General features: G+C 33.6%; 17 protein-coding genes. 1 reads left to right on the top strand and 16 read right to left on the bottom strand.

Annotated features, from left to right (window positions below):
- Positions 1-129: 129 nt before the first annotated feature.
- From BLS64_RS14680 to BLS64_RS14595, 16 genes are all read right to left on the bottom strand, one after another.
- Complete coding sequence (locus tag BLS64_RS14680; protein WP_093113669.1) at positions 130-387, bottom strand: hypothetical protein; 258 nt, start codon at positions 385-387, stop codon at positions 130-132.
- A gap of 419 nt (positions 388-806) precedes the next feature.
- Positions 807-1292, bottom strand: coding sequence for a hypothetical protein (locus BLS64_RS14675; RefSeq protein ID WP_143019348.1), 486 nt, complete (start codon positions 1290-1292; stop codon positions 807-809).
- Positions 1293-1625: 333 nt separating this feature from the next.
- Positions 1626-1829, bottom strand: a complete 204-nt coding sequence (locus BLS64_RS14670) for a hypothetical protein (protein ID WP_093114491.1) — start codon at positions 1827-1829, stop codon at positions 1626-1628.
- Between the two features lie 627 nt (positions 1830-2456).
- Positions 2457-3044, bottom strand: coding sequence for a hypothetical protein (locus BLS64_RS14665; protein WP_093114490.1), 588 nt, complete (start codon positions 3042-3044; stop codon positions 2457-2459).
- A gap of 9 nt (positions 3045-3053) precedes the next feature.
- On the bottom strand, positions 3054-3452 hold the full coding sequence (locus tag BLS64_RS14660; RefSeq protein WP_093114489.1) for a hypothetical protein: 399 nt from the start codon (positions 3450-3452) through the stop codon (positions 3054-3056).
- Positions 3453-4467: 1015 nt separating this feature from the next.
- The gene (locus BLS64_RS14650; RefSeq protein ID WP_093114487.1) at positions 4468-4836 is read right to left on the bottom strand and encodes a hypothetical protein; all 369 of its coding nucleotides are present in this window, start codon (positions 4834-4836) and stop codon (positions 4468-4470) included.
- Positions 4837-5001: 165 nt separating this feature from the next.
- Positions 5002-5583, bottom strand: coding sequence for a hypothetical protein (locus tag BLS64_RS14645; protein WP_093114486.1), 582 nt, complete (start codon positions 5581-5583; stop codon positions 5002-5004).
- Between the two features lie 191 nt (positions 5584-5774).
- Positions 5775-6233, bottom strand: a complete 459-nt coding sequence (locus BLS64_RS14640; RefSeq protein ID WP_093114485.1) for a hypothetical protein — start codon at positions 6231-6233, stop codon at positions 5775-5777.
- 172 nt (positions 6234-6405) lie between these two features.
- Complete coding sequence (locus BLS64_RS14635) at positions 6406-6774, bottom strand: helix-turn-helix domain-containing protein (RefSeq protein ID WP_093114484.1); 369 nt, start codon at positions 6772-6774, stop codon at positions 6406-6408.
- A gap of 11 nt (positions 6775-6785) precedes the next feature.
- A complete protein-coding gene (locus tag BLS64_RS14630) occupies positions 6786-7082 on the bottom strand; it encodes a type II toxin-antitoxin system HigB family toxin (RefSeq protein ID WP_093114483.1) in 297 nt (98 codons plus the stop codon).
- A gap of 847 nt (positions 7083-7929) precedes the next feature.
- Positions 7930-8436 carry a hypothetical protein gene (locus BLS64_RS14620; RefSeq protein ID WP_093228701.1) on the bottom strand — a complete coding sequence of 169 codons (507 nt, stop codon included), beginning with the start codon at positions 8434-8436 and terminating at the stop codon, positions 7930-7932.
- Between the two features lie 181 nt (positions 8437-8617).
- On the bottom strand, positions 8618-9445 hold the full coding sequence (locus BLS64_RS14615) for a hypothetical protein (RefSeq protein WP_093114480.1): 828 nt from the start codon (positions 9443-9445) through the stop codon (positions 8618-8620).
- Positions 9446-10782: 1337 nt separating this feature from the next.
- Positions 10783-11265 (bottom strand): hypothetical protein, encoded by a 483-nt coding sequence (locus BLS64_RS14610; protein ID WP_143019347.1) that lies wholly within the window; start codon positions 11263-11265, stop codon positions 10783-10785.
- Positions 11266-11414: 149 nt separating this feature from the next.
- On the bottom strand, positions 11415-11807 hold the full coding sequence (locus tag BLS64_RS14605) for a hypothetical protein (RefSeq protein ID WP_176763489.1): 393 nt from the start codon (positions 11805-11807) through the stop codon (positions 11415-11417).
- A gap of 809 nt (positions 11808-12616) precedes the next feature.
- On the bottom strand, positions 12617-13129 hold the full coding sequence (locus BLS64_RS14600; RefSeq protein ID WP_093114477.1) for a helix-turn-helix domain-containing protein: 513 nt from the start codon (positions 13127-13129) through the stop codon (positions 12617-12619).
- A gap of 200 nt (positions 13130-13329) precedes the next feature.
- Complete coding sequence (locus BLS64_RS14595; protein ID WP_093114476.1) at positions 13330-13770, bottom strand: hypothetical protein; 441 nt, start codon at positions 13768-13770, stop codon at positions 13330-13332.
- A gap of 354 nt (positions 13771-14124) precedes the next feature.
- Here BLS64_RS14595 and BLS64_RS14590 point away from each other — a divergent pair, with 354 nt between their 5' ends.
- On the top strand, positions 14125-15090 hold the full coding sequence (locus BLS64_RS14590) for an IS110 family RNA-guided transposase (protein ID WP_093112978.1): 966 nt from the start codon (positions 14125-14127) through the stop codon (positions 15088-15090).
- The last annotated feature ends 34 nt before the right edge of the window (positions 15091-15124 follow it).

Raw genomic sequence — 15124 nt, 5'->3', positions numbered from 1 at the left:
CGTCTCGAATAACGCAAGTTGCGGCTTGGGAACTCGAATTTTTCCGTTAAAGAATTATTTTAAAGGTAGTCAAAAATGTCATTTTTGGAAGGGTTCCGCAATTTGTGTTATTCATTGTTGTAGCACGTTTTATTTTTTCTCCCAGCCATTCGACTCAGCGAGAGATTGGAGTTCATTTAGTTTGAGAGATAATACTTTTTCAAATTCTATCAGTTGCTCCTCTGTTGCCGAGAAATTATCAAACCAATCGAACATTTCAAAAAGAGTGTGAATAGAGACGAATTTAGAAATTTGCCTAACTAAATCATCGCATTTTTTGTTGTACACATCCAAATTATATATTAAGATGTCAGTTAGTGGATGATCCGCTGGTCCCCCTGCTGCCATAATCTAAGTTTTAAAGCTTTTTTATTTAGCGAATTTTATTCTGATGCTATTGAGATATAGGTCAGGACTAATAAAATTACAATTGAAGTAAGAATATTTCTTTCCCAATTTTCTCTAGATTGTTCACTCTCCAAGTCAGTCCGTCCAAGTTTAAGTATAACCCAAATAAACCCTCCTAAATCTCTAAAAGTCCGCCACATATTAATATGATTTTTTCTTCATAAAGTAGTCGAAATACTCATTCATCAACTTTTACTGTTTTCTACAAATGTGCTACAACGTCACCGGTTAACGCAAGTAGCGGGGTTGGGGACGCAAATTTGTCCGGTTAAGTTATCGTTTTAAAGGTAGACAAAAATGTCATTTTTTGCAGACTCGTCCGCTATTTGCTCGTTAACCGCTGTTGGCAGCAGGTTTTTTTATTTTTTCCGATATAAAAATCTTTCTCCTGAATCAGGATCTCCGATGAAATTCCAAATAATAATACCGTCCTCTTCCAGGTATAAATCATATGAAGTTAACATTCCATTTTCGTATAAATTACTATCATTAAAATTCATATGTAGTACCCAATTTTCTTCTTTGGAATCTTTTCTTATTTGCCAAATTCCATCTGTGTTCACGTATTTTTCTGATGTTTGATCAAAAACATTTACAAAATTCGGTAAATTGGAAATTTCAAAAGTTCCATTACTTTTTAGGTTCAACTCAATTTCCTTCTTTTCGTAACCTTTTTCTTCAATTAAATCATAGCTGATTTTGTCAACTTCCCAAACACCAACCATCTCTCTTTGAGTCGGTTCTTCAGTCAAGTTTTTAGTCGTAAGTCCGTTGACTGGACTGACGTTGAAATATCTGCAACCTGTTAAAGTCAGAAGAATGATTAGAGAAGTAATTTTTTTCATTTCAGATACTCATTTACGAAGTTGTGGTTAACTTGCTGCCAACGTTCCCGGTTAACGCAAGTAGCGGAGTTGGGAAACGATTTATGTCGGTTAAGTTATCTTTTTAAAGGTAGTCAAAAATGTCATTTTAGATGGTCTGCCGCTATTTGCTCGTTAACCGATGTTGTCAATCCGTAGCGACACAGCCGAGTGAGCACCAAAGATTTGACATTTTATTTTTCCGTCTGCTTTGTGTGTATAATAATTTAGGAATAACGTGATTTAGGGGGAAATATAAATTTATAAGAAATCCTATGTGGTAAAAAATAAAAGTTATTCTCGGTTTGAATGATATTATTCTGCTGGTTTTTCCTTCTTTTCCTTTTTTTTATCTCTTTGCATTTTACTCCCTGAACCTCTATCAATAAAGAAAATTCCTATTGCAAGAATAGGAATGGAAAGAGCTAATTCAAAAAAAGTTACTTCACTTCTCTCTAAATTATAAAATATCCAAGCAGAAACAATTATAACTCCTAAAGCAAGTTGTATTTTGGTCATATTAACAAATACCTTTATTCATCTAACTTAGTAAAAAATATTTTAAAGAATAAATATCCATTGGCGTTAAATATTATCCGCTCGAGTTGAGTCCGGAGCTATGGTTGACAACGTCGCCGGTTAACAAAAGTGGCGTGTAGAGAAGCCTTCAGTTTTCCGGCGCAACGGATTTTTCTAATGGAAATAAATGTAGGAAATTATCTCTCAAAAAAGCCATTTTTGATAACCGTTGTTAGCAACAGTAGCGAAACAGCCGAGTAAGCACAGACATTTATCCATTTTGTTTATTCTTTTATTACTAAATGTTTTTCAAATAAACATACTGCTTAAAACGTACTGGATCCGTAAGAGTGAGAAAAATTAAAAACAGCAGAGTGGTAGGCTCTGTTTGATTTTAAATCGGCTGAGTGAGTGTCAGTTTATAATTTCCAGGGGAAGAGTTAGGATTAAATTTTTTAAACGTCCTGAGTGAGTTCAGAGCTATTGTTGCTAACGGTCTCGGCTATCGCCAGTTGCGGGAGTAGGGACGCGGAGTTGTCGGCTTATTTGTTTTATTTCCTGGTTTCTAAAATTACACTTTTTCGACAATACCCGTTATTGGCGATGAGCCGTTGTTGGGCACTGTATTTATTGTAAATTATATCTTTCTCTGAATTTTTTCTCATATGAATTAGTGTTTGAGAAGTTATCTTTGTAACCCAAATTCATTTCTTTAAGTAATTCATTTTGAATTTCCTGTGCAAATTCTAAGAAATGCCAAGGTTTTGGGAAATCAGTGAATGGTAAATATTCCTTTCTAATTGGTTCCGATATTGTACTTCCTGCTAATGATGAATAAACAGCTATTATTACTCCAATTTTATCTTTGAGTTCTTTCTTTGGGAGATATGAATTATTTAAAATATGTAAACGGGAAAGCTTGTTTTGAAGATCAATTTTGTTAGAAATTTCGATTAAAGCTTTAACCTGCTTTAAATATTCTTTTTCTTCTTCTTTGTTTTCTTTAGAGTGACTTAGAATTGATTCTTTGAAAAAATAAGTGTCGTAGAAGTAGTGATAATTGATATTTAAAATATGAATTATCTCCAGTATTTCTTCAATTCTACCAATTCGTGTTTGTCTTTTCGAAATTTTGTGATTTTGAATAAACGCAATAATTGAAATAACTATTGCAACTATTGAAATTGCATATGTAATATAGTCGTTGATTTCCATCCGATTTCTTCAATCTAATTTTATCAGCTTTCCTGGCATTTCATAAGATAACGTGTCATTTTCTATCAAACCTGAGTAGGATAAAGTATCACCTTTAATTTCTAATACTTTAATATGAATGCCACCAGATTTATTTATGTATCTAGCGAGATTATCTAAATTTTGAGACTCTTGATAAGTTAAAATGTAATTGCAATCATCTTGATATTTAATATCTATTTTTATTTCATCTCCGTTTTCGTCAATTTCAATCTGTTTACCATTTTTTCGTGAAATCTTATAAGATTCAGGATTTAATGAATCAGCTGGAATTAAAAATTCACCTTCTTTAAAATCAGCACAAGTCAAATCTTGTCCGCAAGCTGAAAATGAGGTTGAAATCAATATTAGGAGTAGTAATTTTTTCATTTGTTCTTTGTTCTGATCTGTGTAATTATTGTGCCCAACGTTCCCGATTAACGAAAGTGGCGTGTTTTGAAAACTTTACTTTCCGGCGCAACGCCTTTTTCTTGTGGAAATAAATGTAGGTAATTATCTCTCAAAAAGCCATTTTTGTTAATCGTTGTTGTAAAAATGTGCCGCCCGCCCGAGTGAGCCATTCTGCTTTTAAGTCAGCTTGGTTATTCTTTAAAGTTCAAATTATCTCACCTCTGAAAAGTGACTTTTTTGCGTCCCCTTTTTTTTCTGACCGAGTGAGAGAATCCGTTTCAATCTTCTTCTGAACTCAATTTATCTTATCTGTCAAAATTGATTTTTTAAACAACTTTTTTAAATCCGTTTGAGTAAGAAAGTCCGCTGCACTTTCTTTTGAAAATCAATTTTTCTTTAGTGTCAAAAATGATTTTTATCTGCTTTAATTTATCCGTTTGAGTAAGTAGTCCGTTGCAATTTATATTTTAAACTCATTTTTTCTTTCCTTCCAAAAATGGCATTTTAAAAGTCAGTTTTTATTTTTCTCGCGTTTTGTTGGTCAGCGGCATTTTTTACAACGGTTTCGCTTATCGCAAGTTGCGGGAGTAGGGACGCGGACTTGTCGGCTTAACCATTTTTTTTCTTGGTTACTAAAATTACACTTTTTCGATTAAACCCGTTATTTGCGATGAAGCGGTGTTGTGTGCTGTTTTTGCCACTTTTTAGGTTTCTTCTATTTTTCTAAAAATCAGATCGGTCAAGCATTATACTTATAAATACGAAGATGATTAATCCAATTATTGGTAATCCAATAAAAATAGCAGCTGCTACCGATTTCAAATTTTTTCTGCTAATAGAAGGATAAAATTTTTTTAAAAACTGATTAAATAGAAATGTTAGAATGATCGCGAGAAAAAATAAAACTAAATATATTAATACACTAATATCAGATAAGGCATTAACTAGTTTATCAAAAAAGTAAATAATTCTATCCACAATCTTTTTTATTTGATTAAACAGATTTAAAGATTAAATATCCATTCTTTTTTAAAAATTTAATGCATTCCTCTATTTCCAATTCCTGATCTTCTTCTTTTAAATCTTTATCTAATGATAGATCAAAATTTGGATATTTTGATTTTATTCTAGATACCAAAAAATTCATTTCTTCTGTAGTGGCTTTCCTAATGTTTTTAGCTAAATATCCAATAATGTTGTTATGGCCATTAAGATGCAGTTTAGCGTGATTTTTCTCTATAGACCTAAAATAATAATTCAAACGATATCTTCCATTTTCGAGTTTTTGAAAATCTTTAACCAAATAGATTGACTTCATATATTTTACAAAGTCATTCTTTTTAATCGGGATTGATTCGTTCATTAAATAAAATTTTGTTCAAAAATTGCACACAACGTCTACGGTTAACAGAAGTTGCGGAGTAAAGAAGTGCAAACTTGTCGGTTAAATAGTTTTTTAAAGGTAGTTAAAAATGTCATTTTTGGATGCTCTGCCGCAATTTCTTGTTAACCGATGTTGCCTGCAGTATTATCTGACGTGCATATAGATTAAATCTAAAAATAATTTTCGGTATTCAATTTCTTTAAATTTCTCCTCTGGGATCAGCTGCAGAGCCTTTTCTATTTGATTGGAATTATTTGAATCCAGGTCTCCGTTGGCTTCAAATTTCCAATAAGCGTCTCTAAATTGGGAGTGCCAGCCTTTTTCATTCACAAGTTTAAATTCTTCGATTAGCATCGTATAACAGCTCATGAAAGTACTGCTTGGAAATAATAAAGACGGATCAAAATCTAATTCCTTTCTAAATTGTTCAGTTGATTTTTCACTTACTTCACCACGTTTCACTTTTTCCAACAAATCTTCATACCCAGCCTTACTTATTTCAGTCAGATAACCTTGTTTTAGTAAAAAGTTTTCGAAAAGGCTGTGAATGTTTTTCTTTAGGATTGTCTTTCCTTCATTGGGATAGAACTCAGTAATTAGTCGATCGTATTTAAGGTCAGAACAAAGTGTAAACTTTTCATCAGCAATCCCTTCCTTCTCAATTTTAGACGAGCCACAAGAAGAGACAAACGCTGTCGTTATGATAATAAATAATGTTTTTTTCATATTGCAGGCAACGGTTGCGATTAACGCCAGTGTGCGGAAATTAGCACGCGGAGTAGTCGGCTGGTTGTTTTATTGTTTGGTGTTCTAAGTTATTCTTTTTCCTGGAATACCGCATATTGGCCTCGTTAATCGCTGTTGTGGTGCGTTTTATTGTCTGACAATTAATTCAATTGGTGATTTGAATAAAGTTTTTAAAGATTTTTCAGTAGGAGAGATTTGATCTCATTAATTATATTTTCATCATATTTATTCGATTTTCTTACAGGATATTGATAATCAAACTTCCAAAAATCAGGTTTTAGCCTTTTAAATTTTGTATCATTAATTATTGCTTCAATAATATTCTTATTGGTTTGATTATCAATTTCGCCAATATCAACGCAAATTCCATTTCTCTGATGGTTTAAAGCAAAATGGATATATGAAATTTTTTCATTTTTTTCATGAATGAAAACTCTATTTTTCTTTTTGATATAGTTTTTCTTATTCAGAATTGGAAGTAACTCTTTTTCAAGTTTTCTATAGAATGTGGTATTTCTTTTTTGAGTTGAAAAGTGATTTGGTCTGCTTTTGCCTTGATGGTTTTTTAGTTTATATTTTTCATACATCCAAAACGGAATAGCTTTTAAGATAACCTTTATTTCTTCCATTATTTATTGATAATTTTCTGAAAATGCACCACAACGGGTTCGCATAACACAAGTTGGCGGAATAGGGGACGCGGCTTGGTCGGCTTATCTTTTTAGTTTGATCGTGAATATAAACTTTTTATTACTAACGGTGCCGCCTATTTGAGTTATGCGTTGTTGTGTGCTGTTTTTTTTACTTCGATAACTGGTAATTAGTTACCAACACAGAAGCAGAAATATGTAGAATTCTTTCCAATTCTCTAATCATGTCTACAGTCAATCTTTTCTTTTTATTCAAGATTTCCGAAACTCTACTTTTTCCACCAATTACTCCAACTAAATCTTTTTGTTTAAGATTCATTTCCTCCATTCTGATTTTTATAGCTTCAATTGGATCTGGAGCTTCAATAGGATAATGTTCATTTTCGTAGTTATCGATTAACATTGAAAGTATTTCTGCCTCGTCTCCTTCTGGTGAGTTAGCTGGAGCATCAAATATTACCTCAAGCCTTTCTAAAGCTTTCTCGTAATCTTGTTCGTTTTTTAAAGGTTTAATATTCATAACTCTAGTTTTTAAATTGTGTCAGCATCTATTTTATCATATTCTGCGTGTGTTCCAACAAATCTTATAAAGGCCCATTGTCTATCGTAATTAAATTTTACGATCAATCTGTATGAGTTACCTTTAATGTTGAAAACGACTCTACTATCTTTTAAAATGCTGGCATTTATATAAGTTTTCTTAATATCATTCGGAGAATTCCAATTGGAAGTTTTAGCTGTTTCGTACCACGTTTTTAAATACTGTTCTGAATCAGAATGTTTTTCCCAGAATTCTCTTAATGTCTTTTTTGAAACTATTCTTTTCATTCTAAAAAATCTAGAACAAAGATAATAAAAGTTCTCTATTTTAGAACTTTTAGGTAGGAAACTTTATTAAAAAAATTGCATCACAACGGTCTCGGTTATCGCCAGTTGGCGGAGTAGGGGACGCGGGATTGTCGGCTTAATATTGGTTTGTTGGTCAAGTTAATTATTTTCTTACTAACGGTGCCGCTTATTGGCGATGAACCGTTGTTGTAGAGCGTTTTTATTTCACTTTCTTTAATCCGGTTTTCAGTCGGTTTCCTCCTAAATATATTCCCATCGGTAAAAATATAGCAAAGAGCATAGCATAGTTTTGAGTATTATATGCTGTGTATAGAATAGCAAGAATAATAGTTAAAGCAAATAAAGGAGTACAGATGGCAAATAGATTAATCATCTTTTTTTGAATTGAAAACACTCTTTCCTTATTATTTCGTTTTAACCATTTTACCTGGCTTCAAATCATTTTTCCTATAAGGAAGTAATATATAAAGTATCCTGCATTAATAGCAAACATTGCGATCAATTTGTCAATGAAGTCAGCTTCTTTGACAAAAATTAAAATGAGGAGACTCGAAAAAAAATTCAACCATCCAAATATTTGAAAATTACTATTGATTCCCGTTAGTCTTTTCATTATCCGTTTTTATCAAATTTTTTCTTCTGGCCGATGCGAAAAGTTCGTATTAGTTCCGCTTTAATGCTCTACAACGTCACCGGTTAACGCAAGTAGCGGACTTGGGAAACGTGATTTGTCGGTTTAAGTTATCTTTTTAAATGTAGTCAAAAATGTCTTTTTAGAGGGGTCTGCCGCTATTTGCTCGTTAACCGATGTTGCCAATAGTGCTTTTTAATCGGCATAATATTCATACCAGTTAGGTCGGTCGTCAATTGTTTTTATTTCCTGAACATTATCGAATGAAAAATCTGGTTTTTTCGATGAAATATTGTGAATAGAGTATGCCTTACCCCAATCCGCGTCAATCCAGGAACCTTCATTGAAAAAGTAAACTTCTCTTTCTTTTACAATCCGTTGATTTTTACTGTTTGTCATCAAATTAAACAAAGCAGTTAATGTCTCTTGTTTAATCTTTTTATTTTTAATCCATTCTTCAATTTTCATCTGATGAGCTGTCCATCTGGGATCGGTTGATGAATAAACGGACGAAGAATTGGAGAGCAAAAGAGTGTCATTAATAACTAAATTACCTTCTCTTAACTCTAAGCGATCTATAGAAAATTCTTCCATAATGAGAATGATTTCTTCACTTTCCTGAAGATCAATTTTTCTTTCAGTTCGATCAATACCGCAAGACACGCAAATCAGACATAAAATAAATAGAAATTTCACGTTCATTTTGTAATAATTATTTAAGGCTCTGCATTATTGGCAACGTTCCCGGTTAACGCAAGTAGCGGACTTGGGAATTTGAATTTTTCCGGTTAAGTTCTATTTTTAAAGGTAGTCAAAAATGTCATTTTAGAAGGATCTTCCGCTATTTGCTCGTTAACCGATGTTGTGCACAGTGATGCAGTTTTTACCTTTCCCTTATGAATACTTTTCTCTCGAAATATGTTTTGGTTGTTAAGCTATCGACATTATTTTTATTTAAAATGGTATCAGTGAATGGGCCTTTAGCATATTCTAACACATAACCTCGTATAGTTTTTTCTCCAGGTGTTTTAAACCATCTTCCAAAAACTGCCACTTGTTTCCAATCATAACCGGTAAAATTTGGCTGATTAATAGCATCAGTATTTACATTATAAAAAGTATCTAGTTTTACCTCTTCAAGATTTGAAAAGTCGGAATTGATATTATTTTTTTCTTTTCCAACTAAAACCAGAATTTGAGAATTTAAATTTCTTAAAGTTGGAGAACCATTATATGCATATGCGGAAAATGGCTCATTTAAATTTATGGTATCCTTACTTAGAACTTTAATGAAATTGTATGTTGTATAGTTGAAATTAAGAGTATCAGCAATAAATTCTGGTTGATGGGTTATCAGTGACTTTTTATTTGCTAGAGTGTCACCATTTTTCAAATGGAAAACTCGATTTAAATAGCTTGAATCATTAACGATAAAATATTCTCTAATTTCTCTTAAATCATTTAGTGAATCATAAATTAACCAATTTCCTATTTTGTTCTGATTTTTAATTTTCCCTGTTTTATAAATCTTTCCATCTGGATATTTATAAACTATACTGTCAAATTCATTTTTATGGAAGGTTAACTTATAATCATATTTTCCGTCAGCGTAAAATTCTTTTTCAATCTGGTTATTTGAAATTTCCGATTCACTGTTCTTACAAGCGAATATTAAAACTATTAAGGTTAACAGCAGAATTTTTTTCATCATTGTGCACAACGTCGCCGGTTAACGAAAGTGGCGTGTAGGGAAGCCGTCAGTTTTCCGGCGCAACGGGTTTTTCTTATGGAAATAAATGTAGGAAATTATCTCTCAAAAAAGCCATTTTTGTTAACCGTTGTTGTGAACTGGACCGACAGAGTTGAGTGAGCACGAAAGGAAAGCCGTTCTCTTTAATTTTTGTGATTGTTTATTTTTCTTCTTTAGTAAATCCGTCCTACTTTTTTAAGGTTTCCAGATCCGTCAGAGTGAGAAAGGTTAAAAACAGCAGAGTGGAAGGTCCGTTATTTTTAATTTTTAATCCGGCTGAGTAATTATGCGTTTTTGATTTCCAGGCGAGGAGTAAAAAATTAAAGTAATTATCCGGTCTGAGTGAGTTCGGAGGTCTTGTTCACAACGTTCCCGGTTAACAAAAGTGGCGTGTAGGGAAGCCTTCAGTTTTCCGGCGCAACGGATTTTTCTTGTGGAAATAAATGTAGGAAATTATCTCTCAAAAAAGCCATTTTTGATAACCGTTGTTGCCAATCCGTAGCGACACAGCTGAGTGAGCACGAAAGATTTGCCGTTTTCTTTAATTCTTTAATTGTTCCTTTTCTTCTTTAGTATATCCGTTCTGCTTTTTAAAGTTTTGAGATCCGCAAGAGTGATAAAAATTAAAAACAGCAGAGTGGAAGTCCGCTTTTTTAAGTATTAATCCGCTTGAGTGGGTGTCCGTTTATGTTTTCCAGGAGAAGAGTTGAGAAATTTTATTTTTATCCGGTTTGAGTCAGTCCGGAGCTATGGTTGGCAACGTCACCGGTTAACAAAAGTGGCGTGTAGGGAAGCCATCAATTTTCCGGCGTAACGGATTTATCTAATGGAAATAAATGTAGGAAATTATCTCCCAAAAAAGCCATTTTTGATAACCGTTGTTGCCAAGCCGTAGCGACACAGCTGAGTGAGCACGAAAGGTTTTCCGTTTTTCTTGAATTTTACGTTCGATTATTTTTCTTCTTTAGTAAATCCGTCCTGCTTTTTAAAGTTTTGAGATCCGCAAGAGTGATAAAAATTAAAAACAGCAGAGTGGAAGTTCGTTTTTTAAATTTAAATCCGTCTGAGTGAGTGTCCGTTTCTGTTTTCCAGGAGAAGAGTCGGAAAATTTAATTTTTATCCGGTTTGAGTCAGTCCGGAGCTATGGTTGGCAACGTCACCGGTTAACGCAAGTAGCGGATTTGGAGACGCTAAATTGTCGGTTTAATTCTATTTTTAAAGGTAGTCAAAAATGTCATTTTTTGATGGTCTGCCGCTATTTGCTCGTTAACCGATGTTACCTGCAGTTTTTTATTTTTTTAATTATTTGGAATTCTTTCAGGAATTCTACTAATAAGGTTCTTCGCTGCTTTATCAGATATATTTAAAGGTATTTCTTTTCGTTTACCATTTTGTAAATGAATTGTCAGCTCACTTTTATTGGTCGGGAAATAAAGTTCCCAAAGGGTATGAAATGCCAACATATATCCGTCATGTGTCTTTCTTTCAAAGGATCGCGACTGTATTTCAGAAAGTTGAATTTCATTATTCTCTTTTATAGCCCCTGACAGTTTTGAAGTTCTAACCCTCATTACTTCAGAAGTCAATTCAATTATAGTTTCTTCATGGATTATTAACTCAATGAAGACTAAGAAGGCAATTGCCGCAGCAAAAAATAATAGCGATGTCGAATCATTTATTAAGCCGCATGTCATTAACAGTCCGCTTAATATGACTGCAATGACAATTCTATAAACTCTCCGCCCTTTCGATTTCAATATGTATCTGTCATCTGTTTTCAAATTGCAGGTAACGTTCCCGGTTAACGCAAGTAGCGGACCTGGGAAACTTGATTTATCGGTTAAGTTATCTTTTTAAAGGTAGTTAAAAATGTCATTTTAGAGGGATCTTCCGCTATTTGCTCGTTAACCGATGTTGCCCACAGTATTTTTTAGAAAGTAAAATCTTCGACTTCTTCATATTCCACTTCTGGAAATTTGAATTCTTTTTCGCCAGGATAAAACCGTTGCATAAATTCATAATATTCTTTTACTGCCCGACCTTTATCACTTAATCCGTCGGTATAAAATGTCAGTGTATCGTTAGGTGATATAATCTTATAAATGTATTGTCTAATTGTTGTATCTCTGGTTCGCTCAATTCTATTTGTAAAGTGTTTTTCAAATGAATGATCAGTGTTATAGATTACTTTTCTTGGTAGTTCATTTGTCCGCATCTCATACTTCATTTCAAATGTCGTATCCTCTTTAATTGTCGTCTGAAGTCTGATTTCGTTGTTTTTTTTGGTAATAGTTAATTCATCGCGTCTAATCCACCATTCCATATTTAATTCCGCGAAGATCTTGACTGTGTCTTTCTCTGTCATTCGATCTGTAAAATCAGATAAATTCTCAGTCAGTTTTAGATCCGATTTGTAGGGTTCAGGTTTTTTGTCTGTTTTACAACTTGTGTACAGAAAACCAATTATTGTAAAAAGAAGGAATTTCAATTTTAGCACGATTTCAAATATTGTGGGCAACGTTCCTGATTAACGAAAGTGGCGAGTTTTGAAAACTTCACTTTCCGGTGCAACGTATTATTTTAATGGAAATAAATGTAGGAAATTAACTCTCAAAAAAGCCATTTTTGTTAATCGTTGTTGCCAAATAGTGCTGCCCGCTAGAGTGAGCCGTTTCGCTTTTCAATCCGCTGCGTTTTGTTTTAAGGTTTATTTTTTCTTACCTCTCAAAAAAGGCATTTTCACGTCCGATTTATTTCTCCGGTTGAGTGAGAAAGTCCGCTGCACTTTCTTTTGAAACTTAATTTTTCTTACCTCTCAAAAATGATGTTTTTACAGCTTCTTTTTTTTCTTCGCCTGAGTGAGTGATCCGCCGCAATCCTTCTTTTAAAACTCAAATTTTCTTTCCTTTCAAAAATGGCATTTTAGAAGTCCGTTTTATTCGAGTCAGGTTTTATTTTTCCCACGTTTCGTTGGTCAGCAGCATTTTTGGCAACGGTCTCGCATAACACAAGTTGGCGGAGTAGGGGACGCGAATTTGTCGGCTTAGACTTGTTTTGTTGTGAAGATAATTATTTTCTTTCTAACGGTGCCGCCTATTTGAGTTATGCGTTGTTGTAAACTGTGGCGACTTTTTAATTAATTGTTTTTTCTTTTAGTTCTCTTAATTGAATTTTTAAATTTTTTATTTCAATTAATAATGACCTTTGATAGTTTAGAATCTCGTCTATTTTTAATTCTAAGTATGATAATTCGCCATTATTCTCTTTTTCTTGTGCAGAGGATTCTTGATTTTGTTCGAAGATCGATATTAATTTAATTGCACTTTTGGTAATATTTCTCTTTCCTTGTTCCCAACTTTGAACAGTACCGATTTTGACACTTGTAATTTCTGCAAGATCAGCTTGAGTTAGATTGTATTTATTTCTAAAATCTTTTAAATCAATTTGATTTTTATTCCTCAAATCTTCATTATCGAAATTATTTTCATCGTAAATCCTAATCAATTTAATTGCACTATTTGAAATATTTCTTTGTCCAATTTCCCACTTAGAAACTGCACTAACTTTAACTCCGACTATTTCTGCTAAATCTGATTGTGTAAGATTATGCCTTTTGCGAAAGTTTTTAATTTCTTGTATTTCCATTTTTGGTAGATTAGATAATTACTTTAAAAAAATAATTTTTTCTTGGAGCCATTGTTTACAACGTCACCGGTTAACGCAAGTAGCGGAGTGGGAACTCGAATTTGTCCGGTTAAGTTATCTTTTTAAAGGTAGTCAAAAATGTCATTTTTAAGTGGTCTGCCGCTATTTGCTCGTTAACCGATGTTGTACGCAGGCTTTTTTCATTCCTTTACTAGTTCCGATTTATTTTTCTCTTGATTAATCAAATATAAAACTCTACCGAAATACATTAAAAAAGGTATTCCACTTCCGAATGTTATTGCAAAAAGGATATTGTCATAAGCCCACGCTCCGTAACAGACAATGAGGAAAGAAATCAGCATTAAAGTCAGTCCGATGTAAATCCAGTTTTGTTTGTACAGAATATTTTTCGAAAATAATGTTGTAATTGAAATCAGTTTCCCAATTAAGGAAATCAGAGCTATTAAAATTAGACTGCTCTCAAAAGGATATTCTTTCTGGAAGTCAAATCCGTTTTTGATTAGCATTGGAACACTGATAACCTCAAACATTATCATTATTCCGTAACCGTGTCCAGCAGGAACTCCAATCAGAATTATTGAGTTCAGAATTAAGGTTAATATTATAGCTCTTTTTATCAATTAAAATTCGATTTCAGCTTGCGTACAACGTCTCCGGTTAACGCAAGTAGCGGACTTGGGAAACGTGATTTGTCGGTTAAATTATATTTTTAAAGGTAGTCAAAAATGCCATTTTGAACGGTTCTCCGCTATTTGCTCGTTAACCGACTTAAGTTTGATTTCCTAACTTTTACCCACTAACCAGAAAGAACAAAAGAGAGGAGTAAGGTTAAATTAACCGTGGGAACTATAGATTCCGTCAACATTGATAATCCCCTCTCTTTTCTACTTCAATTTCGTTTAGTTCTATGAGACCTGGATCTCGTTTTTAAGTCGATGAAAATAAAGTAGGTGTCCTTTCCTAATCAATTTCTAATGAATAAATGTAACCAAATTTACGGAGTAGACATCAGCAAAGATGTGTTTGATGTTGCTGACTCTGCCGGAAAACATTACCAATTTTCTAATGACAGCAACGGCTTTAAAAGCTTTCTTAAGTCTCTTTCTGATCAAGATTTGGTGGTTATGGAAGCTACCGGTTACTATCATTACAGGCTGGCACAGTTCCTTTACGAACAGGGTGTAAAGGTGTCTGTAGTGAATCCCTTGTCAGTAAAGCGTTTTATCCAGATGAAACTCTCAAAGATTAAAACTGATAAATCTGATGCCCGGGCGATCTGTGAATACGCCACAGTTAATGAAGTTCCATTGTATACAGCCAAAGATGAGAACCAGGCTGAGTCACTTCAGTTGTTGCGTTTGATTGAGATCTACACCAAACAAAGTACCGCCCTAAAGAATAAATTGCATGGTGAAAAGGTTCTTGGAAAGCCTTCCAAAGCTGTTTATCATTCTTTGAACAGATCTCTTAAAGCAATTCAGAGAGAAATTAAGGTCCTGGAGGATCGACTCACTGTAATGGTAAAGGAGGAACAGCAAAACCAACTAAGCCTTCTTAAAAGCATTCCCGGAATGGGTAATAAAACAGCTATCATGTTATTGGTGCTGACAGATGGATTTTCCAATTTCGAAAACGCCAGGCAGCTGTGCTGTTATGCCGGTATTACACCCACTATCAGGGAATCTGGTGCCAGTGTAAGAGGCAGAAGCCGGATTAGTAAAATGGGCAATGCAAAGCTCCGAAACCTGCTGTTCATGTGTAGTTTTACTGCCTGTAAACATAACAAAGCCTGCAGAGAGATCTATGAGCGCATAATAGCCAAGGGCAAAAGCAAGAAGTTAGCTTTGATTGCAGTTTGTAATAAACTTCTTAAACAAGCCTTTGCTGTGGCAAAATCGGGATTGCCTTACGATGAAAATTACGTGTCGAAATTGGGGTGAAAATCCTTGGAAGTTAGCTTAGTTCTTTGTTGTG

The organism is Salinimicrobium catena, from assembly GCF_900102915.1.
Lineage (GTDB): Bacteria > Bacteroidota > Bacteroidia > Flavobacteriales > Flavobacteriaceae > Salinimicrobium > Salinimicrobium catena.
Note: the sequence above shows the minus strand (reverse complement) of the source record. Positions and strands in the feature narration are given on the sequence as shown.

What these genes read in the sequence shown, in the direction of transcription:
- BLS64_RS14680 (WP_093113669.1), bottom strand. Translation starts at nt 387, where the DNA reads ATGGCAGCAGGGGGACCAGCGGATCATCCACTAACTGACATCTTAATA.
- BLS64_RS14675 (WP_143019348.1), bottom strand. Translation starts at nt 1,292, where the DNA reads ATGAAAAAAATTACTTCTCTAATCATTCTTCTGACTTTAACAGGTTGC.
- BLS64_RS14670 (WP_093114491.1), bottom strand. Translation starts at nt 1,829, where the DNA reads ATGACCAAAATACAACTTGCTTTAGGAGTTATAATTGTTTCTGCTTGG.
- BLS64_RS14665 (WP_093114490.1), bottom strand. Translation starts at nt 3,044, where the DNA reads ATGGAAATCAACGACTATATTACATATGCAATTTCAATAGTTGCAATA.
- BLS64_RS14660 (WP_093114489.1), bottom strand. Translation starts at nt 3,452, where the DNA reads ATGAAAAAATTACTACTCCTAATATTGATTTCAACCTCATTTTCAGCT.
- BLS64_RS14650 (WP_093114487.1), bottom strand. Translation starts at nt 4,836, where the DNA reads ATGAACGAATCAATCCCGATTAAAAAGAATGACTTTGTAAAATATATG.
- BLS64_RS14645 (WP_093114486.1), bottom strand. Translation starts at nt 5,583, where the DNA reads ATGAAAAAAACATTATTTATTATCATAACGACAGCGTTTGTCTCTTCT.
- BLS64_RS14640 (WP_093114485.1), bottom strand. Translation starts at nt 6,233, where the DNA reads ATGGAAGAAATAAAGGTTATCTTAAAAGCTATTCCGTTTTGGATGTAT.
- BLS64_RS14635 (WP_093114484.1), bottom strand. Translation starts at nt 6,774, where the DNA reads ATGAATATTAAACCTTTAAAAAACGAACAAGATTACGAGAAAGCTTTA.
- BLS64_RS14630 (WP_093114483.1), bottom strand. Translation starts at nt 7,082, where the DNA reads ATGAAAAGAATAGTTTCAAAAAAGACATTAAGAGAATTCTGGGAAAAA.
- BLS64_RS14620 (WP_093228701.1), bottom strand. Translation starts at nt 8,436, where the DNA reads ATGAACGTGAAATTTCTATTTATTTTATGTCTGATTTGCGTGTCTTGC.
- BLS64_RS14615 (WP_093114480.1), bottom strand. Translation starts at nt 9,445, where the DNA reads ATGATGAAAAAAATTCTGCTGTTAACCTTAATAGTTTTAATATTCGCT.
- BLS64_RS14605 (WP_176763489.1), bottom strand. Translation starts at nt 11,807, where the DNA reads ATGGAATGGTGGATTAGACGCGATGAATTAACTATTACCAAAAAAAAC.
- BLS64_RS14600 (WP_093114477.1), bottom strand. Translation starts at nt 13,129, where the DNA reads ATGGAAATACAAGAAATTAAAAACTTTCGCAAAAGGCATAATCTTACA.
- BLS64_RS14590 (WP_093112978.1), top strand. Translation starts at nt 14,125, where the DNA reads ATGAATAAATGTAACCAAATTTACGGAGTAGACATCAGCAAAGATGTG.